This window comes from Paenibacillus marchantiophytorum (assembly GCF_014640555.1).
GTDB lineage: Bacteria > Bacillota > Bacilli > Paenibacillales > NBRC-103111 > Paenibacillus_E > Paenibacillus_E marchantiophytorum.
The window spans coordinates 53765-75801 of the sequence record NZ_BMHE01000002.1 but is presented as its reverse complement, the minus strand read 5'-3'; the positions used below and the strand labels follow the sequence as shown (position 1 = coordinate 75801).

Annotated in this window: 18 protein-coding genes; 4 read left to right on the top strand and 14 right to left on the bottom strand. The window is 45.5% G+C overall.

Annotation, left to right across the window (positions count from 1 at the left end; translation table 11 throughout):
- Positions 1 to 7 precede the first annotated feature (7 nt).
- Both IEY34_RS02705 and IEY34_RS02700 read right to left on the bottom strand, forming a co-directional pair.
- Entirely contained in the window at positions 8 to 895 is an 888-nt protein-coding gene (locus IEY34_RS02705) for a carbohydrate ABC transporter permease (protein WP_373291143.1), read from the bottom strand.
- Between the two features lie 26 nt (positions 896 to 921).
- Positions 922 to 1845: an ABC transporter permease gene (locus IEY34_RS02700; protein WP_189007223.1), complete on the bottom strand. Its 924-nt coding sequence runs from the start codon at positions 1843 to 1845 to the stop codon at positions 922 to 924.
- Between the two features lie 244 nt (positions 1846 to 2089).
- On the opposite strand from IEY34_RS02700, the gene IEY34_RS02695 reads away from it, so the two are divergent.
- Both IEY34_RS02695 and IEY34_RS02690 read left to right on the top strand, forming a co-directional pair.
- Complete coding sequence (locus IEY34_RS02695; protein ID WP_189007219.1) at positions 2090 to 3025, top strand: hypothetical protein; 936 nt, start codon at positions 2090 to 2092, stop codon at positions 3023 to 3025.
- 76 nt (positions 3026 to 3101) lie between these two features.
- Positions 3102 to 3341 carry an NHLP leader peptide family RiPP precursor gene (locus IEY34_RS02690; RefSeq protein ID WP_189007216.1) on the top strand — a complete coding sequence of 80 codons (240 nt, stop codon included), beginning with the start codon at positions 3102 to 3104 and terminating at the stop codon, positions 3339 to 3341.
- A 42-nt stretch (positions 3342 to 3383) separates the two neighbouring features.
- Here IEY34_RS02690 and IEY34_RS02685 read toward each other — a convergent pair whose 3' ends face one another.
- From IEY34_RS02685 to IEY34_RS02635, 11 genes are all read right to left on the bottom strand, one after another.
- Positions 3384 to 5279, bottom strand: a complete 1896-nt coding sequence (locus IEY34_RS02685) for a sensor histidine kinase (RefSeq protein ID WP_189007213.1) — start codon at positions 5277 to 5279, stop codon at positions 3384 to 3386.
- A gap of 2010 nt (positions 5280 to 7289) precedes the next feature.
- Positions 7290 to 8447, bottom strand: coding sequence for an amidohydrolase family protein (locus IEY34_RS02680; RefSeq protein WP_229757437.1), 1158 nt, complete (start codon positions 8445 to 8447; stop codon positions 7290 to 7292).
- A 122-nt stretch (positions 8448 to 8569) separates the two neighbouring features.
- The gene (locus IEY34_RS02675; protein WP_189007210.1) at positions 8570 to 9466 is read right to left on the bottom strand and encodes an ABC transporter permease; all 897 of its coding nucleotides are present in this window, start codon (positions 9464 to 9466) and stop codon (positions 8570 to 8572) included.
- Between the two features lie 18 nt (positions 9467 to 9484).
- Positions 9485 to 10822, bottom strand: a complete 1338-nt coding sequence (locus tag IEY34_RS02670) for an FAD-binding oxidoreductase (RefSeq protein ID WP_229757436.1) — start codon at positions 10820 to 10822, stop codon at positions 9485 to 9487.
- A 27-nt stretch (positions 10823 to 10849) separates the two neighbouring features.
- A complete protein-coding gene (locus IEY34_RS02665; protein WP_189007921.1) occupies positions 10850 to 11647 on the bottom strand; it encodes an ABC transporter ATP-binding protein in 798 nt (265 codons plus the stop codon).
- Positions 11648 to 11704: 57 nt separating this feature from the next.
- Complete coding sequence (locus IEY34_RS02660) at positions 11705 to 12517, bottom strand: creatininase family protein (RefSeq protein WP_189007207.1); 813 nt, start codon at positions 12515 to 12517, stop codon at positions 11705 to 11707.
- 113 nt (positions 12518 to 12630) lie between these two features.
- Positions 12631 to 13350: an NAD(P)H-dependent oxidoreductase gene (locus IEY34_RS02655; RefSeq protein ID WP_189007204.1), complete on the bottom strand. Its 720-nt coding sequence runs from the start codon at positions 13348 to 13350 to the stop codon at positions 12631 to 12633.
- Positions 13351 to 13360: 10 nt separating this feature from the next.
- The gene (locus IEY34_RS02650) at positions 13361 to 14740 is read right to left on the bottom strand and encodes an amidohydrolase family protein (RefSeq protein WP_189007919.1); all 1380 of its coding nucleotides are present in this window, start codon (positions 14738 to 14740) and stop codon (positions 13361 to 13363) included.
- A gap of 33 nt (positions 14741 to 14773) precedes the next feature.
- Positions 14774 to 15871 (bottom strand): ABC transporter substrate-binding protein, encoded by a 1098-nt coding sequence (locus IEY34_RS02645; RefSeq protein ID WP_189007203.1) that lies wholly within the window; start codon positions 15869 to 15871, stop codon positions 14774 to 14776.
- Between the two features lie 201 nt (positions 15872 to 16072).
- Positions 16073 to 17068, bottom strand: a complete 996-nt coding sequence (locus tag IEY34_RS02640) for an aromatic ring-hydroxylating dioxygenase subunit alpha (protein WP_229757434.1) — start codon at positions 17066 to 17068, stop codon at positions 16073 to 16075.
- Between the two features lie 28 nt (positions 17069 to 17096).
- Positions 17097 to 18482 (bottom strand): amidohydrolase family protein, encoded by a 1386-nt coding sequence (locus tag IEY34_RS02635; protein ID WP_189007198.1) that lies wholly within the window; start codon positions 18480 to 18482, stop codon positions 17097 to 17099.
- 278 nt (positions 18483 to 18760) lie between these two features.
- On the opposite strand from IEY34_RS02635, the gene IEY34_RS02630 reads away from it, so the two are divergent.
- Positions 18761 to 19222, top strand: coding sequence for an Lrp/AsnC family transcriptional regulator (locus IEY34_RS02630; protein ID WP_189007195.1), 462 nt, complete (start codon positions 18761 to 18763; stop codon positions 19220 to 19222).
- A gap of 366 nt (positions 19223 to 19588) precedes the next feature.
- Positions 19589 to 20803, top strand: a complete 1215-nt coding sequence (locus IEY34_RS02625) for an IS4 family transposase (protein WP_189007192.1) — start codon at positions 19589 to 19591, stop codon at positions 20801 to 20803.
- A gap of 264 nt (positions 20804 to 21067) precedes the next feature.
- On the opposite strand, the gene IEY34_RS02620 is transcribed toward IEY34_RS02625, so the two are convergent.
- A complete protein-coding gene (locus IEY34_RS02620) occupies positions 21068 to 22024 on the bottom strand; it encodes a 3'-5' exoribonuclease YhaM family protein (protein ID WP_189007190.1) in 957 nt (318 codons plus the stop codon).
- Between the last annotated feature and the right edge of the window lie 13 nt (positions 22025 to 22037).

The following is a 22037-nucleotide window of genomic DNA, read 5'->3' as shown; positions in this document are numbered from 1 at the left end:
TACGGTTCTAACCTTTGACAGCACCGATTGTCAATCCTTTGACGAAATAACGCTGAACGAACGGATACAAGAACAGAATAGGTCCCGTCACTACGATGGCCATAGCCATCTTCGTGGACTCGGTCGGCATCTCTCCTGTCATCACGACTCCCGTTCCAGCGCCCATTTGAGATACAAAGCGCATCGTGTTAATCACGTTATACAAATAATATTGCAGTTCATATTTGTTGGGGTCATTGATGAAGAGGGAAGAGAGCAGCCAACCGTTCCAATAATGAAGCGCCAGGAACAAACCGACCGTCGCAATGCCGGGCATCGATAATTGCAGCACGACACTGTAATAAATCTTGAAATCATTCGCCCCATCAATCTTGGCCGATTCAATCAATTCCTCCGGTATCGCTGATTTAATAAAACTGCGCATCAGAATGATCAGGAAGGGACTCATCAGCCCTGGCAGAATGAGCACCGCGTAAGAATCGGTCAGCTTCAAGTAATTTGCAAGCAGAATGTACCACGGCACCAATCCTCCGCCAAACAGCGTCGTGAAGTAGATATAGAAAGAAAAATGATTCCGATATTTGAAATCTCTGCGCTGCAGGACATAACCAGCCATAGTCATGAAGAACAATCCTGTGACCGTCCCTACGAGCGTTACGAACAGGGTAACCCCATACGCTTTGAGCACCTGTTCCGGAAACCGAAACACCGTTTTGTACCCTTCAATGGAAAATACTTGTGGAATTAAGTGATACCCGCTGCGGATAATCGACTCATTCTGCGTGAGCGACGCCGATATAATCATCAGAAAGGGAAATAAACAGACCACAAAAGAGACGATAATAACGGCATACGCCATCGTTTGAAACAGCAACATATACTTCTCATCCTTCATTCTCACCCTGCCAGCACCTCCCCCACCTAAAATAAGGCGTAATCCTCATTTATTTTGCGAATGACGTAGTTGACCGTAATAATCAAGATAAATCCAAACAATGACTGATATAAACCGGCTGCTGTCGCCATGCCAACATCAAAAGTGACCTTAAGCGAGCGATACACATAGGTATCGATAATATCTGTCGCATTAAAAAGAATACCATTATTTCCAATTAATTGGTAAAATAAATCGAATTGCCCTTTCATAATACTGCCCAGTGAAAAGAGGAGCAGAACGACAAAGGTCGGCTTGAGCATGGGAACCGTGATATGCCATACGCGCTGAAATATATTAGCCCCATCGATCTTGGCAGCTTCATAATATTCTTCACTAATGCCTGTAATGGCCGCCAAATAAATGACCATGCTGTACCCGAGATTTTTCCATAGATAAAATAATATGATCAGAAACACCCACGCCCAGGGCGTATTGTACACATCTACGGGACTTGCGCTTAGCTCCTTCAAGGTCGTGTTCAGGAAACCGCTCTCATAGTTGAATAAGTTATACACAATGACACTCAAAATAACGAACGAAATAAAGTAAGGCAGAAACATGACGGATTGGGCCAGCTTCTTGAACCATGCGCTGCGAATTTCGCTTAGCAAGACCGCGCACAGGATGGCGAAAACATTACCAAATACAATGAAAGCTAAGTTGTAGCCAAGTGTATTCAGCGTCAATTTCATCAAAATGCCGGATTTCCATAAGAAAGAGAAATTGTCTAACCCTACAAATGGGCTTCCGAACAAACCAGCATTGAAATCAAATCTTGTAAACGCGTAATAGATACCTACCATCGGAATGTACGAGTTGATGAAGAAGAAGATCAAGGTCGGCAGCAGCATAAGAAACATGATTTTGTTCGTCATGAGTTCATAAATAAAACCTCGTCGTTTAATCATGGTTGAAGCGATCCCCCTCAAGCGATATGTCTTGAGAAGATCATAATCGGACTCACACTAAGCGCATAGTGAAGCCTCTTGTGGTAAGTGAACGAATTTGTGGAATGACCTATGAACAATCTGAACTTCCATGAACAAGTGTGAACATTCGTCTGGTTCTGGCGAGAAAAAATAGGAATTGTATCCTTGGGGAATTCGTGCTAGTCTAGTTTCAAGAATATACCATTTGAGGGGGAATTGACCTATGGACTGGTTGAACGCGCATAAGCAGGAGCTAGATGACGTATTTGCAGAAGCAAATCAAATCGTAAGCACGTTTCCAGCACCTCTCAACCAACTGGGACTGGCCTATTTGGCTAAATTCGATGCCAGCAAAGAAGGCACAACCAAGAATTATATCTGCTACTTGCTCCCCTATTGGATGAAAGACGCCTGTGACTTGCCTGCGGCTGAGATCCAGAAGCTCTCTCTCGCTAATGTGTTTATCATGCTTTATTATTTCATTCAGGATGATATCATGGATTCTGCCAAGGGAGAGCACAAGGACAAGCTGCCGCTTGCCAATTTATTTCATATCCAGTTCTCAGCAATCTATCGAGACATGTTTCCATCCAGCTCTCCGTTCTGGCGATATTATGAATCCTACGTACTGGAGTGGTCGAAAGCTGTCTCCAATGAGCAGATATCCGATTATTTCCATACCGATCGGAACATGATTGCCAAGAAAGCTAGCCCCGTCAAAAACGCCAGCACAGCGGCATTACTGCTCAGCCAACAAGCTGCCCTCATTCCTGCTGTAACTGAAGCCGTGGAACAAGTATTGGTGACCCTGCAAATGTTGGATGATTGGGCTGATTGGGAGGAAGATATCGAAGAGGGCTCTTACAACTGTTTGCTAGCTTCCATGCGCAAACGTATGCAGCTTCCGGCGGATAGCGTCATTACGGCTGAAATGGTTAAGGATCAACTATTTGTCCGAGATTTCTTGGAGACATATGGACAAATTGCCGCAACCCATCATGAGGACTTCAACAATCTCCAAACCTCCTTACCCCAAATGATGAGTTTTCATAAGTCGCTAGTGACTAACATTCAAATTGTCGAACAAGAGATCAAAGAAAAGCGGAAAAAGTTAGCTTCAGGGGGATTCTACTATTATTTGTCGGAAAGCAGCTTATAATGATAGATTATTCAGAATATTCATGCTATAATCGTTTTGCAGGTAAAAATACCCAAATAATTAGGAGTGATTAGTAATGTCATCCAATGAAGTTCTAAAAGCGCAAATTATTCAAAAAGCTTGGGAAGATGAAGCATTTAAGAACCAGCTTATCGCGAATCCCAAAGCCGCTTTGAAACAAGCGTTTAACATCACACTCCCCGATGATATCCAAGTTAAAGCGGTCGAAGAAACTTCAACGGAATTTGTTCTCGTCATTCCTACGAATCCTGCTAAGGTATTAGTTACTACGAATGGCACCGAAGGCTTTTGGTAAAATAAATAAAGAAGAGGTGCCGCTGATTGCGGCACCTCTTCTTTATTTAGCCGAAATGGATGGAAAACTAATAATCGCCTCAGTACCAGTGTAACGTTGACTTTTGTACTCTAAATGACCTTGCATCGCCTTTATAATTTGAAAAGTAATCATAAGTCCAAGTCCTGTTCCCTTTGTTTTCGTTGAATAATAAGGCTCCCCTAATCTAATAAGTTTTGCAGGCTCAATTCCCTCACCGTTATCCTTAATATGAATGTAAACCTCTCCCTGCTTCTCATAGGCCCATATTTGAATTTGCCCATCGACCTGAAAAGCTTCAATACTGTTCTTAATTATATTAATGAGTACTTGTTTCAATTTCGAAGCGTTTCCACGGATAAATAGATCATTTGGAACGCTGACAATTATTCGCCCCCCGTGCATGGTTGCCAAAGGCACAATAATTCCTTCTATCTGGTTAATTTCTTCGGATACATTGAGATCAACGAGCTCATCTAGCTGCGGCTTGGCAAATGTTAGAAAGTCCGTAATAATAACCGAAGCCCGATCTAATTCTGCAATAGCAATTCCCATATATTCCTTATTCTTATCATCTGTTCTGGCAGCAACAAGTTGCAAAAAACCTCGTGTTACCTGAAGCGGATTTCTAACCTCGTGAGCGACAGAAGCTGCTAATGAACTGATAATCTCCATTTTTTCAGAGAGCTGCAGTTGATGATTGTAGAACTCAAGCTCCTTGGAATAATTGATCATATGTTCCTGATTGATGGCTAAGCGCCTACCTAATACGACAACAATGACAATAATAAATCCTACAACTCCCCATTTCCAGAAGAAAAACATATAGTTTTGTGACCTAGCATAGAAGAATATAAGGTCTAAAATACTCATAAAAGCTAAAAAGGCAAAACCGGCTGAGAAAATAATGGCTTCCTTGTTCCCATTTCGTACTAGTATAGCAGAAAAAACAATCATCAATATGAACTGACTAATCATAATAAAGCCCAAAATGGTAACTGAAATAAGGAAATAAGCATTACTATACTTATAATCATTGAGAAGATTAAAAAGCATAAAAGTAATAGAAAAAATTGAGTACATAACTTGAAATTTTCTAAACCAACGAATCAGATTATATTTACCTTCAGCAAATGTTTTTTCGAAAAAGTAAGTAAGAGCTGGCAAAAAAACAGCAAGCGATAGATCAAACAAAGCAATAAATAGATTGCCATAGTTCGTGAAGTTAGCATACATGAAAGCAGAATGTGTAATAAAAATAAATCCCAACGTTAAATTCAGTACACTAACTAAGACCCAACTTGTAATTTGACCTTTCTTCATGAAAAACAAACCAATCATTAAAATCGCAGCCATCAAGAGAAAGGCCCAACCTAGTATAATGTCAGGCAAATCCTGAAGTACATAAGTTCTTGTCAAAACAAAATAATCATCTAGCTTAATTGCTGAATGTATATCCAAGCGATCAGCATAAGTTTCCAACTTTAAATAAACGTTTCCTCCCCCATCCTCGCTACTGATGGGAAATAAACTTTTTTGACTATCAACTGGAAAACTATACTTGGCCTCTCGAACTAAGCGTTCACCGATATATACCCAAAATTTCTGCGCATGAATGCCCTCAATGTAAATGCCATAGTCAATAGGTAAGTTAGATGGAAGTTTAAATTTGACCCATGCGGAATTCACTTCTTTTGGTTTCAAAGGGGATGATTTTCCGTTTTTAACGTGAATCCATTCATCGGCGGGAGCCTTACTTACACCTTCCAGTCCTCCAGGTGGGTCACCCCACATAATACTCCACTCTGGAATCGTTAGCGCTTCCTGAGGCTGATCCGCATAAGCATGAGGAGCCGCGAATCCGATACTGATTATTGCAATCAGCAACCATTTCCCAAGCATTTGATACAAGTGGTTCATTCAAACACCTTCCCCGATAACATCTTACAGTAATTTACATAAACATTATTTCGACGGGGTTCGATGCTTTCCTGCTTATCTACCTGTAAACATTTAAAATCAAGCCTAAATATCAATAATAAATTTGTGAGATGATTGGAATGAAACCGAACCGCGGCCTAATCAATCTGTCATTCTAATGAACTGGATGATGCTTATTGACAAGAAAATGGCTACTTTGAAAACCTAATGAACTGAATAAGCGTTATCGAGTAACTTACAGGCGGAATGGTGATCATTTGCAAGACATAACGCGTCGGGAATTCGTTAGATTTTCAAAATGGTCAATTTTGATCAAATAAAGGGTATTGAGTTCGTGAAAGCCAACCGAAAACCAAGTCGCCGATCTGCCGAACCGCAGCCTAATCAATCTGTCATTCTAATGAACTGAATGATGCTTATTGACAAGAAAATGGCTACTTTGAAAACCTAATGAACTGAATAGGCGTTATCGAGTAACTTACAGGCGGAATGGTGATCATTTACAAGACATAACGCGTCGGGAATTCGTTAGATTTTCAAAATGGTCAATTTTGATCAAATAAAGGGTATTGAGTTCTTGAAAGCCAACCGAAAACCAAGTCGCCGACCTACCGAACCGCGGCCTAATTAATCTGTCATTCTAATGAACTGAATGATGCTTATTGACAAGAATATGGCTACTTTGAAAACCTAATGAACTGAATAAGCGTTATCGAGTAACTTACAGGCGGAATGGTAATCATTTGCAAGACATAACGCGTCGGGAATTCGTTAGATTTTCAAAATGGTCAATTTTGATCAAATAAAGGGTGTTGAGTTCGTAAAAGCCGACCGAAAACCAAGTCGCCGACCTGCCGAGCCGCGGCCTAATCAATCTATCATTCTAACGAACTGGATGATGCTTATTGACAAGAAAATGGCTACTTTGAAAACCTAATGAACTGAATTGGCGTTATCGAGTAGCTTACAGGTGGAATGGTCATCATTTTCATGATATAACGCGTCGGGAATTCATTAGATTTTCAAAATGGTCAATTTTGATCAAATAAGGGGTGTTGAGTTCGTAAAAGCCGAGTCGCCGATCTGCCGAGTCGCGGCCTAATCAAATCTGTCATCCTAACGAACTGGATGATGCTTATTGACAAGAAAATGGCTACTTTGAAAACCTAATGAACTGAATAGGCGTTATCGAGTAGCTTTCAGGCGGAATGGCGATCATTTTCATGATATAACGCGTCGGGAATTCGTTAGATTTTCAAAATGGTCGATTTTGATCAAATACAGGGTGTTGAGTTCGTAAAAGCCGAGTCGCCGATCTGCCGAGTCGCGGCCTAATCAAATCTGTCATCCTAACGAACTGGATGATGCTTATTGACAAGAAAATGGCTACTTTGAAAACCTAATGAACTGAATTGGCGTTATGCAGTAACTTACAGGCGGAATGGTGAGCATTTACATGATATAACTCGTCGGGAATTCGTTAGATATTCAAAATGGTCAATTTTGATCAAATAAGAGGTGTTGAGTTCGTAAAAGCCGAGCCATCGATCTGCCGAGCCGCGGCCTAATCAAATCTGTCATTCTAACGAACTGGATGATGCTTATTGACAAGAAAATGGCTACTTTGAAAACCTAATGAACTGAATAGGCGGTATCGAGCAACTTACAGGCGGAATGGTGATCATTTATATGATATAACGCGTCGGGAATTCGTTAGATTTTCAAAATGGGCGATTTTGATCAATTAAAGGGTATTGAGTTCGTAAGGTGGCCTGACTCAGGGTTCATTGACTTCTGGGACACCCCGCGACCTGCGGCGGCGTTCATTACAATTTGTTGCTAGGGATGCGGACGGGTTTGGGGTTGGGGTTGGTTAGGCTTATTTCATGGTGGAGTTCCCACAGCACAAACTTGCCGAAGGAGTCACCCTCAAACAAAAAAATCGGGGTAAGCTTCGCTCACCCCAAATCCAAAAGACATTAATCCACATTATATTGGTGTATAAAGTTGACTCCTCGCAGGCCATGTTTCCGCCACGATGTGCCCTTGGCTAACCACGTAGCGGCAGCTCGGCTGGTTGCTGACTAAATCCATGGCATCTCTGCCTGGCAGCACTATGAAATTGGCCCGATGCCCCACTTGCAGGCCATAATCCTCAAGCTGCAGCGTCTTCGCTCCGCGAGTAGTAATCATACGGACCAGCTCAGCGACCTCATCGCGTCCCATCATATGGGCTAGATGAGCCGCCATATGCGCAGCTTGCAGCACACTTCCCGTCCCCATCGGATAAAAGGGAGTCCGGATATCATCATGCGCAATGCTGACATTAACGCCGGCTGACCATAAATCCTTGATCCGAGTAATGCCACGGCCTTTGGGATACCCGTCAAACCTGCCCTGCATGGCACTATTAATAAGTGGACAGCAGACCACATTCACACCTGAACGAGCCAGCAAGCCCAGCACTTTGTGAAAATACGCTTCACCATAATAAGCTGCAGCACTCGCATGCGCCACGGTTACGCGTTCACGAAGTCCAGTACGAATCGCTAGATGGGCCGTACTCTCCAGGAAGGTAGAGTGCGCGTCATCGATCTCGTCACAAAACACGTGAACGAAACATCCATACTTCTGCGCCATGGCAAAGCAAATCTCAAGCGAAGCTAAGCCTTCCTCACGCGTAGGCTCCAGATGCGGAATGGCTCCAATGCCATCGGCGCCAAGCTTGAGCGCTTGTTCGAGGCGCTGTACATTGTCCGGGCAGGCCCTAAGTCCGTCTTGCGGGAACGCGATAACCTGCAAATTCATGTAGGGCTTGACGCGCTCGCGCAAGGCAAGAAGAGCATGCAGCGCGGTCAGATCAGGATCCGAGATGTCCGCTTGCGTCCGTACGTGAAGGATTCCTGCCGCCAGCTGCATCTGCAGCACTCGCTCGGCTCGGCTCATCACATCCTCATATGTGAGGGTCTCTTTGCGCTTCTGCCAAAGTCGAATACCCTCAAACAGCGTGCCGCTCTCATTCCATGCCGGTTCACCTGCTGTTAAGACCGTGTCCAGATGAATATGGGACTCCACAAACGGAGGAAGCACCAGATGCCCGGTGCCATCGATTTCCCGCTCTCCACGCTCGTCAAACTTGCCTATCATGGCAATTGAGCCATCTTTTATTCCAATATCCATCGGCACTTGATGATCGGAGTCATCCAACAGCCGTATTTGACGAAAAACAAGATCCAGCAGTTCCCTAACCTCCTTCCCTTCTCGCCTAATTAGTTGTCCTTCTTCATTTCGGATTCATGCCATGAGCTAAGCATCCATTTGGCAAACCCGTTAACGAGCAAAAAGAAACAAATCCCAAGTGCAGAAGCCGAAAGTCCGCAGGCGAATAAATAGGGAGTTTTCAAACGTGCAGCCGCATACGTGATGGCATAGCCAAGGCCGCCTTGTCCGCCGCCAATACCGGCAATATATTCCCCAACAATAGCTCCGACAACAGATAAGGTGCAGGAAATTTTCAACCCCGCAACGATATACGGCAGAGCAGCTGGAATGCGCAGCTTCCACATGGTTTGAAACGAATTGGCATTGTATAAATAGAACAAGTTGCTCATATTCTGATCCGTGGAGTTAAGACCGATTAAGGTATTCGAAAGCATCGGGAAAAATCCAATCAAAAACGTAATAATCACAATCGCATTGACACCGGCATCAAACCAGATGACGATCAAAGGCGCAATTGCAACAATCGGAATCGTTTGTAGAATGATGGCATACGGGTACACGCTCTTCTCAATCCATTTGGAGCTGGCCAGAAGAATCGCTCCGGCAACGCCTAAGATAATACTCAGGAAGAATCCAAGTACTGCTTCCAGTGTGGTTGTCCTCACGGACACCCATAGCGCATATTTATTTTCAACCGCTGCCGCCAGAATATCGGAAGGTTTAGGCACGAGATAAACGGGCGCCTTCATTATATAGGCAATAAGTTCCCACCCGCCAATGAACACAACGAAGGCAACAAGAGGCGGCAGTAAATGTTTGAAAAGCAGCAGCAATCGGAGGCTAGGCGGCACTCCGTCTTCAAGCCGCTTGGTCCAAGCTATGCGCTCGCGAGCAGGGAATATTTCATCGGGCAGGATTTGCAGGTATTTGGAATCTACGGCCATATTCATGTCCCCCTTTACTTACATTTCAACGATAATTTTGCCTGGATTGAGCAGACCCCTAGGATCATTCACACGCTTCTTAAGCTCCATGCTATTAACTTCTCCGCGTCCGCCATGGTCCAGCACCCACGTATGGGGATCGAATATTCGGACACCAATGGATTCGCAATAGGAAATAATTTCATATAAGCGCTCTTCGCTCTGGAAGCGAACGACTGGAAGTGCTGTAGGCGTAAGCAAGCCAGCACTTCGCACCCATTCGAAATGCAGATACATTTCATCGCCAAATTTGGCTTTCAGTTCTCTGATTTGTTCCATATAACTCTCCAGCTTAAAGCCCGCTTGCAAATAAGTCATTGAGGCATCGGTTTTCATTGCCCATAATGTCGTATGGTTCCATGTGAAATCGGATACGCCAATCGTTTTGCGATATTGATTCGCAGCAATGAAATGGCCAATATGACCGCCAAAGCGGCTCGCCAATTGTTCCACAAGCGGCAAGCTGATCTCCGCAAACTCCAGCATGACAGCTGCTTTCCCCGCTTGAATCACTTTCGCGAAAGGTACAAAATAAGATGGAATTGGCCATTCCATTGGGGCCACAAGCCTTTTCAGCACAGCAGCTTCTTGCGCCAGTTCCTCCCCAAAAAGCATCGCCTGCTCCAAGGTATCGAATTGTACAATCGCCTGCGCCCACTCGGTTCGAGGGGATAAGGGAATCGTGACTTCGGTCAAAATACCTGTTGTTCCATAATTATGAATATAGTTAAACAAGTCAGGTCCAGAGACAACCAGACGCTGCGGTTTTTCTTCCATCGTATAAATGACGGCTTCCAGTACATTGCCATCCCATAGATTCCCATGCGTGATCGATCCGATGCCGCCGGAACCACCGCTTACAAAGCCTCCAACCGTTGCTTTCACATAGGTGCTTGGATAAATGCGAATTTCTTGACCCGCTTCGCGCGCCTTTTTATCAATGACACCTAATCGCACCCCGCACTGCAAACGGGCAAAGCCAGGTCCGATTTCCACAATGTCGTCCATCCGGCTTAAATCAAGGACAATACCGCCTTGCATCGGGACAGCCTGACCATAATTGCCTGTGCCAGCACCGCGTACCGTGACGGGAATGTGATGCCGATAGCCAAAGGCCAGAATCTCAGCCACTTCCGTCTCATTGCGGGGTGTCACAATGGCATCTGCTGCTTTGATATGCTCCAATTGCCGATTAAGCACTGGGGAATACCAGTAATAATCCTTGGAAAGCTTCTCTCTTGTTGCTTGATCCACATGGATGATCTCTTCACTGAACTGCTCTTGAATCTCTTGCTCCCAACTTATCGACATTGCCATGGGCTGTTCCTCCTCTCGTATCACACATCAATGTTCGAGCGCTGCATTAACATCTCGCACCAGATCGCTGAACTGCGTCGTTGTGCGATAGCTTTCATCTCTTGGAAAAGGGACAGGGATATCGATTGTCGCTGATATTTTGCCTGGGCGTGGTGTCATGACGACAACACTGGTGGATAGAAAGACGGATTCGAATACATTATGTGTAACGAACAATACCGTCATGGATTTGTCCTGCTGCCAAATGCTCAGCAGCTCCATTTGGAGCGTTTGTCTTGTAATCTCATCCAATGCGCCGAATGGCTCATCCATGAGCAGCAGTTTAGGCCGTGATATCAGCGCCCTGGCGATGGATACCCGCATTTTCATACCGCCTGAGAGTTCTCTGGGCAGCACCTTCATATAATCCTTCAAGCCGACAAGCTCCAGCACACGCTCCGCTTCCTTCTGCTGCGTCTTCTTGTCAACTCCCCGCAATTCCAGCGGCAATTTCACATTGGCCTCAACCGTAGACCACGGCAGCAAGGTATGATCTTGGAAAACGAAGGCGATGTCGCTCTGCTTGCGCGCTTCTTTGGGGGTTGTGCCAAACACATCCAACGTCCCTTTGCTCGGCTTGGCCAAGCCTGTGATCATTTTGAAAATCGTTGACTTGCCGCAACCGGACGGACCCACGAAACAGAGGAACTCGCCTTCCTTGATCGTTAAATTCACATCTTGCAGAGCTATCGTGCCATTCGGATACGTCTTGGACAAATTGGACATCGTAACGAATTTGGCATCGGAGGCATCCTTACCTGGTATGTGGAGCTGGGAAGAATTCATTGCCATTAGCTTCATCTCCCAATCAAGTTATTTGGTTGAAACAGGTCGTAACTGCTGCTATCGGTCAATCCTTAATGTTTGCATATCAAAAGCCTGGAATTCCAGCAGCGCTTCCGCAATCATTGCCCCATAATTTCTCGTCATGGCTTGCCCCTTGGCGATTGTTGCCTGTGTGGCATCGCCCGAAATGCCCGATGCGGACAGGTCATCCATCACCCATGCAAAAGCACGACTGCGCAGCGCCAAATAGCGCGACTCGGGATAATTCGGATATTCCGTAGGCGCTGCTTCCATATGCACCCAATGCGGCATTGCTGACATCACCAATGAGGTTTCCATGTCCCCGGCATGTATACCGGCCTGCTTCTCAAGCGGTGTCAGCCATTCATCCGCACCACCAAGTCCGCCTGGATCTAATCGGAAGACAGCCAAGCCAGTTTCAATACGGATTTCCCTGGCCATCATATTCAATAAATCCGTGTTGCCTCCGTGCGTGTTTACAAGCACTAATTTATGAAACCCGCTCTTGCTGAGGCTTGTGGCAATGTCCATGACGACAGCCATTAAAGTCGTTGCTGACAGCGTGATCGTGCCTGCATGGCCAAGATGTTCGGTGCTTTTCCCATAAGGTATCGCTGGCAGCAGCCAAATATTCGCTTCATCAGGCAGTTGCTCGAAAGCTTCCGTTAAGAGCACTTCGGAAATCAATGTATCTGTAAAGACAGGCATATGAGGTCCATGTTGTTCCACAGCGCCAACCGGCAGTACGATAAGCGCGTCTTCCTTAGGAACGTCAGCAACCTCCATTGTGCTTAAGCGTGGAAAAAAGTGGCGGTCCCATGCTTTTCCTGTATAACGACTATATGCCATGCTGACTACCTCCCTCTGGTGTGCAGGGTATGCACATCCTTCGTATGAAAAAAGATCCCGCCTCTTAAATGAAGGGTGGATCTTAAACTTTCAAAGTAACATTCCTTGCGATCCTATCTTTGGGTCTGAAACAATTGCAAAGCAGCAGCTACATCGGCAACTCTTTCGCCTAACCTAGCAGCCATTAATAACTCCCTCGGGTCTGGTGATAAGGAACTGTCAGGTCCCGCCAATGTAGAAGCCCCATAAGGGGAACACCCAATGGCATCGGCCGTTAAATACTCTGGATTCTCGAAATACGGCAGTCCTACGAAAATCATGCCGAAATGAAACAGAGGTACCATGGATGTCAAAATTGCTGCTTCGTGGCCTGTATGAATCGAAGCTGTACTATTAAATATCCCTGTCGGTTTTCCCTCCAAAGCACCTTCAATGCACAGATCTCCGGCCATTTCAAGAAATAGCTTTACTTGCGCAGGCATCGTTCCATAATACGTTGGAAAACCCCACAGAATGCCGTCCGCCCAGCGTAGATCGTCATTCGTAGCGATTGGAATATCTTGCTGCAATTCTAGCGTAGCTTCATATTTGCTGTAGCGATCCGTTAATCGAAATTGATGGGATAACACTTTCGTGCTTGCCTGCTTCTCATCCCCAACCTGTGAACGCTGTTTATCTTGCTGAATCACCCGATTTTGCTCCGCAACCATCTCGGGAATTCGAACGATTTTCACTTCATGGGTTCCGAATTGGCTGGCTCCATCCGCAACTGCCTGTGCCATTTGGTAGACATGGCCGAATGCGCTGTAATATATGACCAATAGATTCGCCATATTTCAAACCTCACCCTTTCGCGAATTCCGGCGTGCGGAACGAGACGTTCTCACTTGCCTCTTTCCAGAAATGAGCTAATGTTGGATGGTTCCATTCTGCTTTACTGGCCGCCATGCGAACCCAGCTTCCTTGACTGTATACCCAGCGGCGTTCAGGCTGCATGGTGAAAAGCTCCTCAGGCGTATTGGCGTCGACGACAACAAAATTCGCTTCGTTGCCAGGCTCAATCTTATACGTTCGAAGCCCCAATACCTCGGCGGGAACATCCGTAATCATTCGGAGCAATGTGCGCAGATCAGCCGGTCTCCCCATATGAGCTGCATAGGAGCTAATCAGAGCTATTTGCATCAAATCGCCTCTGCCAAACGGGTGAAAAGGATCATGAATATTGTCTGAAGCCACAGCGATGGGTATCCCAGCTTCCCAAATCTCCTTCAATCTGGTCACTCCCCGACGTACGGGAAAGGTATCGTGCCTGCCTTGCAAGTACAGATTCACTGCTGGCAAGGATACTGCTTTAAGTCCGGCATCCGCCATTCGTTCAATAATGCCATGTGCATCCTCATCCGTCATGGAAGCCAGTGCGCATAGATGATCTACGGTCACTCTTCCTGAGTATCCCTCTGACTTCGTTTTGCCAGAAATATGTTCAATCGTTCGCATCGCCGGATTATCGGTTTCATCACAATGCAGATCGATCGGCACGTCGTATTTCTGAGCTAATTTGAACATATAATCAATATCTTCCTTAGGGGATAAGGACAGATGCGGCGCACCGCCAATGCCATCCACACCCATCCTCAAAGCTTCCTCCAACGCATCAACATCCAGCGCCATGAAATTGTAAGGGCACATCGGGAATAATTGCAAAGTGACATAAGGCGCCAAAGCTTCTTTGGCTTCAAGCGCAGCTTCGATGGTTCGTAAAGCCACTTCGCGAGAGACCCTCAGATTAAAATCCAGATGCGTTCGAATATGGGTTGTGCCAAAAGATAAAGCCTGCAAGGAGGAACGCATAATTCTTGATTTTATTACTTCTTTGCTGAAGGAAGGCGACGCGATGGAATAATTGCGCACGGCTTCTTCCAAGGTGCCGCTTTGATTCTCCACAGTCGTTAAGGAAAACGATTTGTCCAGGTGCATATGGGCATCCACAAAGCCAGGCAGCACTATTTTCCCCTCAAGATCCATGATCACAATGCCTGATTCGTCTGAATGGTCCGTAGTCTCTGTGGCCTTCCATTGTTCCAATGATACTTTAGCAGGCTGATCAGCATCAGCTTCTTGCTTCAGAATCTGTGTAAAGCGGCCATCTCGAATCGAGAGGCGATACAGATGACCTTCATCTTCCATAGGCAATCGAACGTTTACCATATCCCAATTCTTCATAGAAGCCAATGCTGCCACCTCCTGGGTTTTCCTTTATTTCTTCGGCAGGAATTGCGTTGTGAAGACCTTATCAATACTCTCTGCGCTTTTCAACACACCTACATCCACTAGCTGCTTTTGTACTTCCGACCAACGCTCTTTGGTCATAATGCCCGTGCCCTTGGTCGCTGCGTCACCGCCAAATACGAAGTCCATTTCTTTGGTCGCGCTGAATTTCATCATATCCAAGCCCATGTCCGGATTCTTTTCTTTAATGCTGGGATTGATTTCTTCGGAGTGATCTTTGTAGTAATCCCAGCCCTTAACAGTAGCTTCAACGAAAGCTTTGACTTGGTCTGGATGCTCGGCAATCATTTTCTCGGTTGTGAAGTACACACCTGCATAGATGTTATAGCCGGAATCTGCATTGAGCAGCGTGCCGAACTCGACTTTTTGCTGTTCCAACGTGAATGGCTCGCTTGTTACATATCCTTGTGTGAGAGCATTTTTATCACTGACGAAATTGACTAATTGACCTGTATATTTCATTTCTTGAGCGCTGTCTAATTTGTATTTCTTCTTCATGAACTGCCAGAAGCTGGCTGTCGAGGCGACATAGACCTTGTGCCCATTCAGATCGGAGAAGTCTTTGATCCCAGAATCTTTATGGTAAAACAACGCTTGCGGACTTTTCTGCATCGAAGTTGCGATCGCTACAATCGGAATTCCCTCTTGTCTGGCAACCAAGATATCATCACCATTTGCCATACCGAATTGTGCCTTGCCGGATGCAACAATTTGTGTAGATGAAACCGATGGACCACCTGGCATAACCGTCATGTCGAAGCCGGCTTCTTTGTAATACCCTTTGGCCAAAGCTGCAAAGTTCCCGCCGTGCTCTGGTTCTGCGAACCAATTTAAGACAACAGTTGCCGGCACCACAGCTTTGGGCGCTGCTGATGCAGCCGTTGTTGCTGCCGGAGATGCGGAAGTCGTCGCTCCTGATGGTGAAGCCGGAGCTTGCGATGACGTTGAAACCGGTGTACTTGTGCTGCCGCATGCGGCTAGCATACTTGTCATTATAACTAAGCTGAGAGACATTACGACCGGGCGTTTCGCGACAAGCTGACTCGTAAGTTTGAATGGTTTCATTTTAAACTTCCCCTCCATATTTGGTTATCTATACAAAAGTTCTTACCAACCTTAAGACAAATATAGAATTTACAATGCCTACGCGTCAACGCGAATACTTACGTTTTGTATTTTCACACAATAAATAGTACGTCTTTTCATTACATTCACAAGGTCAATAATATTTATTTACATTATATTTACACAAAAGACGAACATTACTTATATAGTCCCTACTTTAACGCCTAATTCTTTCAGCCAACGTCGATACGCAATGGAGAAACGATCCACTTTATGATTGAGCTCAACTTGAAGATCTAGAGGAAGCAGTTCCGGCTTCTGCGTCTCGATAACTTTGGCATCTTGATCGAAAACAAGGTCCTGGAAATGAATGAAATTCGCATCATCTACCTCATAGGCATAATTGCGGGATACCATCATGAACACCACGCACTCCTCAGCAGCCACAGGCAGTACGGTTAGCATAATCCACAACGTTTGACCATTGCTCGGATCTGCTTTGGACAAGCGAGCCGATAAGGGACGATAAACTTCCTTCCTATATACATAAGTCGTACCTTCACTTTTGTCCGAGCCCGAATGCGCAACAGGCTGAAAGATAGGAATATGCTCGATATAGATCCGTTCTTTCTCTTTCACGACTTCAAAATCAGGCAGCTCCGCATAATCCGGGTGTCCAAGCAGATTCTGATGCACGAACATTAAATGAGCGAAATCGGTGAAATTCTCGATCACTCTCGTGCCTGCAGCAGCCACTTTGTAAGGACCGCAGGGCAATGGACGATAGACTGGATTAGCAAACTCTTCGAAATGAGGCAATGGTGCCGCTGGCTCACCTATACATACCCAAACGAAGCCGTACTTCTCCTCGCAGGCAAACACTTGCGCTTTGGCTCTGGCCGGAATTTTCTCGCCCTTGGGCTGTGCAGGAATACAAACACATTGACCCGATGAATCATACTGCCACCCGTGATAAGGACAGACCAGCGTGTCATCCTTGACCCATCCCTTGGAGAGCATAGCCCCACGGTGAACGCAGAGATCCTGCATCGCATGAACACCTTGGCTGGACCGATAGATCGCAACTCGTTCCCCGAGTATAATAACTCCCACAGGTTGGTCTTTCAGTTCTGATGCCAGATATACGGCGTGCCAATCATTTTCAAGAACCGGATCATGCAGACGCTCTAATACCATACGAATCATCCTCCATGTATCAATTATATTATTGGGTATTGGCGAAAATAGGATACAGCCCTGCCAGCTTGCTGCGCAGATGATCTACCCTTGCTTGCGCTCGCTGTAAAATCTCCTGCTCATCGATCCAAGTGCTTTTCCCGTGTTCCACGACAACTTGCCCACCGACGACAACCAAGTCAACATCATTGCCATTGGCATTATAAACAAGAGCCGAAGAGGCACGATGCACAGGGCTAATGTGCGCCTTCATCATATCAACCGTCACGAGATCCGCCTTCTTGCCAGGCTCAAGACTGCCCAAATCATCGCTCCGCCCTACAGCCTTGGCGCCATTCACTGTCGCCATCCGCAGAACATCCATCGGCGGCAGCAGCGTAGCATCCAGTTCGTTGACTTTGTGCAAACAAGCTGTGAACTTGAGCACCTCCAGATTGTCTTGGCAATTGTTGCTGCCAGGTCCATCCGTGCCCAAGGCTACATTAATGCCCATCTCCAGCATTTCTGGCACCCTTGCCACGCCTGAAGCCAAGTACATATTCGAAACCGGACAATGGATAACCGATGCTTGACGGTCACGAATCAAGGCCAGTTCGCCATCATCCAACCAGACTCCATGTACAACCTGCGTTTGGTTGCCAAGCAAGCCAACCTCATTGAGCAGTTCCAGATTACGCAGCCCGTAGCGGGCCATCGTCGTGTCGATCTGTTCGCTCGTTTCGGCAACATGCACATGTGATATCAGATTCCGGTCTCGGCTAAAAACCGCCGCCTTCTCCAGATACCCTCGTGAACAACCATATAAATTCAGCGGTCCGAGGGCAATCCGGATCCGGCCGGAAGCTGCGCCATCCCACTCATCCAACAAGCGATCCGTGCTGGCGAAAATTTGCTCTTCCGTTTCGCGCAAGCGTACTTCGCCGGCAAGATCAGAGCCTCCGCGCGCCAAATGCCCTCGAATGCCCGAATCGACCATCGCCCGCAGGACACTTGCGTCATTCTCTGGATACGTATGAATATAATGATGGTCCATCATATAGGTAGCGCCTGATTTTAAATTCTCAATACATCCGATTAAGGCGGCTAAATAGAAATCTTCCGGTTCCATCGCCAAGCTCATCGGCCAAATAATCTCTTTCAACCACTGTGCCAGCGGAGAGTGATCCGAGACGCCTCTCATGAACGTTTGAAACAAATGCGTGTGACCATTGATGATACCCGGAATAACCACTTTGCCAGCAGCATTGTAGGTGAAAGACGACTTCTCTAGCAAATGGTCCAGACTTCCGTCTACCTGCCATTCCCCGACTTCCATGATGATGTCATGTTCCATATACACGTAACCGGGTTTGAAAATCTGATTGGTGGCATTCATGGTTAATATCGTCCCGTTATAGATGAGTTTGCTTGCCATTCAACCATCCCCTCAATAATTAAATGTCATAAAACATAACATAGTTTAAAATAACGTTTTATTATGTTATGTTTATTTACACGATTATAGGTGTGATCGAATTTTCAGTCAACTCCATCTGTAAATTGAAATCCAATAATAAGTTTCCGTTTTATCAGAAACAAGATGTTTTTGGTTAACAATTCTTTGATTCTTAGCGTTGAATTACTTTTTTTTATCTAAAACAAGGATATTGCTTACAAGTGTATATATTTTTCACTTATAAAGGAGTCATGCCCATGTTAGACCTCCCTCACCTCGATCAAGTTGATCAAGATATCATTAGACTACTGCATGAAAATGGGCGAATGTCTTATGCCAAAATTGGGGAAACCCTTAATTTATCCCGCGTCGCCATCCAAAAGAGAGTCGAAAACCTGATCGAACAGGATGTGATTGAGAACTTTACGATTCGCTTGAACGCGACAAAATTAGGGAAAGTCGTCAGCGCCTTCTTCGAAGTGGAAGTGGAGCCGCGGTTTGCCGAAGAAGTAGGAAATGTACTTTCGGAGGACGCCAATGTCATCAGTATCTATCAAATGACAGGCGCCAGTTCCTTGCACATGCACGCTTTACTGAAAGATGATGCTGCTCTGGAAGATTTTCTCTATCAAAACATCTATAAATTAAAAGGGGTTGTACGCGTCAACACGCAAGTTGTAATCAAACGTTTTAAACAAGGAACCGGGTTGGAACTTTGAAATTTGTTCCGGGGTTGGCATAATACAAAAAACGGCTTCGCCGCCCTGAGAGATGAGCCTCTCCTTAGCGACAAAACCGATTAAGGGAACTAGAGTACGCTATTTAGGCAAATAGCAGGGATGCGAGGGTACTAGCGGAACTACAGGGCCTTATTTCCTCGAAAAACGCTGAAATTCCTATCAAACAGCAAAATAGCGGACTGTAGTTCACTAGCGTTGCGTAAAACCTCACACGAAAAATAAATGATGTATAAATTACTATTTTTGTAATTTTATGATCATTTTTCGTGGATATAAACAAAAAAATCTCCTATTATGAGAGTGTAGGATGCAATCCGTACATTACTCACAAAGGAGACCAGCATCTTGAGTGTACCGGATTTACTAACCATTCGTCAATGTCTGTCTTTACTTCCATTAGAGGATTTTTCAGCGCCCTGTTTAGACTATGGCGTTCGTAAATTGAACAGTGTGGGGCTCATGAAAGTGTTTATTATCGCTCAATTATGCAAATGGGAAGATCTTCGCCGGATTCAATTGGAAGTAGAGGCGGATCCCCTGCTACAGCAGGAAATTGGCTGCTCGATCAGCGCTTCTCAGCTAAGCCGTCGGATCGAACACTTTCCAAGTTGCGTGTTAGAAGCTTTGTGCCATTCTATCATTTTACGCATCCGTCAAACAGCTGCAAGTCAGAAAAAGCTTCCGAAGGAACCCTTATTCATCGTCGATTCCACCAATCTTCGTTTACCGCACCAATTAGCCGACTGGACCTACGTTACCAAACATCGCAGTGGCGTGAAAGTTCATACACGACTGGCTGTTTTGTCAGACGGCTCCTGTTTTCCTGATAAAATCGTGCCGTCAACAGGCAATGTGAGTGACTATGAAGGCTCGGATCTTCTTGTAACGGATGCAAATGCCACGTACCTTTTGGATCGTGGCTATGTGAGCTACCGTCGGATGGATCGGTGGTTACTGCAAGAGTGTCGATTCGTCTTACGCATAAATGGGCACCATGCCATTAAACAAGTCCTTTTGGAAACGGCAACAGATCCTTCGGACTCCCTCTTGCTAAGAGATGCCATTGTTTACCTGGGTGGCTCTTTTCGCTGGATGGAGCACCCTGTACGATTAGTAGAGTTCCACGATGAACAGGGCCGATTGTACCGAATTGCGACTTCGCGTTTTGATCTTTCAGCCAGAGAAATTGCTAATTTGTACCGTCAACGATGGCAGATTGAGTTGTTTTTTAAATGGATGAAGCAACATTTGAAATTCGCAACGCTTTACAGTTACAAGCCACAAGCCGTTTGGAACCACATTTTGCTTGCTATGACAGCCTACTGTTTAATGTTCTTGATACGAATGACGGCGAAGTCTCCAAAGACAACATGGGAACTACTTCGTTTACTACGCGTGTATGCCTTTCGCAATTGGGAGGCATTTCAAAAAGCGATGAACAAACCAGTAAAGCGAAAGACCAAGGGAAGACAACGACGAAAAGAGCCCCCTGAACCGCTAAAAGCGAAAAGCTGTCATGTGGCATTAGTAAAGCCATCGAAGAAGCAAAGACAACTTTAATATCCATTTTTTGGATATTGCAACCTACATTTCTAGGCAGATATTCTTTTTTGGAATATGAGGAAAGAGTTACTGTAAAATATTACATGATAGAGCACTTTAAGGAATGTTTCTGTTTGGTGTGAATGTTTATGCAACGCTAGTGACTGTAGTTCCCTTTTCTTCGCGCGAAGCAGCTGGAATAACTCCGCGTTCACTCCAAAACATATAAACTTAAAAAAACTGCGCAAGCCTACTGGCTCACGCAGTTTTTTCATATTTTAATTATAAGTTCAAGCGATATATCGCCTTATTCTCAAGTCCGCGAATCATCGGCGTCCAAGCTTCCGTTTCCGGTGTCGTTAGCAGCGTATCTTCTACCATTTGCAGCTTCGCGTCCATAGAATCAATGTAGTGCAGAGCAACGGCTTCCGGAAGTTGCGGCAGTACCGGGCTTCCCCACTCCGGCAAATTATGGTGGGACAACACAATATGCTGAAGACCGATCACCACATCAGATTGAAGATCGATGCCTTCGTGTATCGCCGCTTCAGTGATCCAGTTCGAGGCCATCGAGATGTGACCAAGCAGTTTCCCTTGCAAAGAGTAATCACTGACGATCCCGAGCTGTGCAATCATTTCTTCCGGCTTGGCAATATCATGCAGAATAATGCCCGCTTTAATCAGATCCGCATTGAGGAAAGGACGCTGCTTGCAAATAAACTCGCCAATTTCGAGCATGCGAACAATATGATAAGCAAGTCCCGCGAAATAAGCATGATGATGCGTCTTGGCAGCCGGATAATGATTCAATTTATCCGCCACCTTGGTCACGCAGAACGAAACGATCGACTTGATCGTCGGATTCGCAATGCTTTCCAACACTTGATTTATCGTATGAATAAGATCAACGGGGCTAATCGGCGCTGAACGGATGAAATCCGTCATCTGGATGGCATCTTCGGGCAGCGCCTTGCGCAACCGGCCAATTTTCACCTGCAGCTTATCGCGGTAGGTCTGAATAATGCCTTGCACCTTCACCAATGTCATAGGGAAAAAAGTTTCTTTGTCGGCCGCGCTGACATCCCACATTTTCGCAGAAATTTGCCCGCTCGCATCACAGAGTACGATATCCATGAAATCCTTAGCAGGGGTCGTATTCGTTTGCTTTACTTCCAGCTCTTTGATCAGATAAAAGCCGACAAATTCGTCAGGCGCTTGCATTTGTTTAATTAAAGTCATTTGAGTTCCTCCA

What these genes read in the sequence shown, in the direction of transcription:
- IEY34_RS02705 (WP_373291143.1), bottom strand. Translation starts at nt 895, where the DNA reads ATGAAGGATGAGAAGTATATGTTGCTGTTTCAAACGATGGCGTATGCC.
- IEY34_RS02700 (WP_189007223.1), bottom strand. Translation starts at nt 1,845, where the DNA reads ATGATTAAACGACGAGGTTTTATTTATGAACTCATGACGAACAAAATC.
- IEY34_RS02695 (WP_189007219.1), top strand. Translation starts at nt 2,090, where the DNA reads ATGGACTGGTTGAACGCGCATAAGCAGGAGCTAGATGACGTATTTGCA.
- IEY34_RS02690 (WP_189007216.1), top strand. Translation starts at nt 3,102, where the DNA reads ATGTCATCCAATGAAGTTCTAAAAGCGCAAATTATTCAAAAAGCTTGG.
- IEY34_RS02685 (WP_189007213.1), bottom strand. Translation starts at nt 5,279, where the DNA reads ATGAACCACTTGTATCAAATGCTTGGGAAATGGTTGCTGATTGCAATA.
- IEY34_RS02680 (WP_229757437.1), bottom strand. Translation starts at nt 8,447, where the DNA reads ATGATAGGCAAGTTTGACGAGCGTGGAGAGCGGGAAATCGATGGCACC.
- IEY34_RS02675 (WP_189007210.1), bottom strand. Translation starts at nt 9,466, where the DNA reads ATGGCCGTAGATTCCAAATACCTGCAAATCCTGCCCGATGAAATATTC.
- IEY34_RS02670 (WP_229757436.1), bottom strand. Translation starts at nt 10,822, where the DNA reads ATGGCAATGTCGATAAGTTGGGAGCAAGAGATTCAAGAGCAGTTCAGT.
- IEY34_RS02665 (WP_189007921.1), bottom strand. Translation starts at nt 11,647, where the DNA reads ATGAATTCTTCCCAGCTCCACATACCAGGTAAGGATGCCTCCGATGCC.
- IEY34_RS02660 (WP_189007207.1), bottom strand. Translation starts at nt 12,517, where the DNA reads ATGGCATATAGTCGTTATACAGGAAAAGCATGGGACCGCCACTTTTTT.
- IEY34_RS02655 (WP_189007204.1), bottom strand. Translation starts at nt 13,350, where the DNA reads ATGGCGAATCTATTGGTCATATATTACAGCGCATTCGGCCATGTCTAC.
- IEY34_RS02650 (WP_189007919.1), bottom strand. Translation starts at nt 14,740, where the DNA reads ATGAAGAATTGGGATATGGTAAACGTTCGATTGCCTATGGAAGATGAA.
- IEY34_RS02645 (WP_189007203.1), bottom strand. Translation starts at nt 15,871, where the DNA reads ATGAAACCATTCAAACTTACGAGTCAGCTTGTCGCGAAACGCCCGGTC.
- IEY34_RS02640 (WP_229757434.1), bottom strand. Translation starts at nt 17,068, where the DNA reads ATGGTATTAGAGCGTCTGCATGATCCGGTTCTTGAAAATGATTGGCAC.
- IEY34_RS02635 (WP_189007198.1), bottom strand. Translation starts at nt 18,482, where the DNA reads ATGGCAAGCAAACTCATCTATAACGGGACGATATTAACCATGAATGCC.
- IEY34_RS02630 (WP_189007195.1), top strand. Translation starts at nt 18,761, where the DNA reads ATGTTAGACCTCCCTCACCTCGATCAAGTTGATCAAGATATCATTAGA.
- IEY34_RS02620 (WP_189007190.1), bottom strand. Translation starts at nt 22,024, where the DNA reads ATGACTTTAATTAAACAAATGCAAGCGCCTGACGAATTTGTCGGCTTT.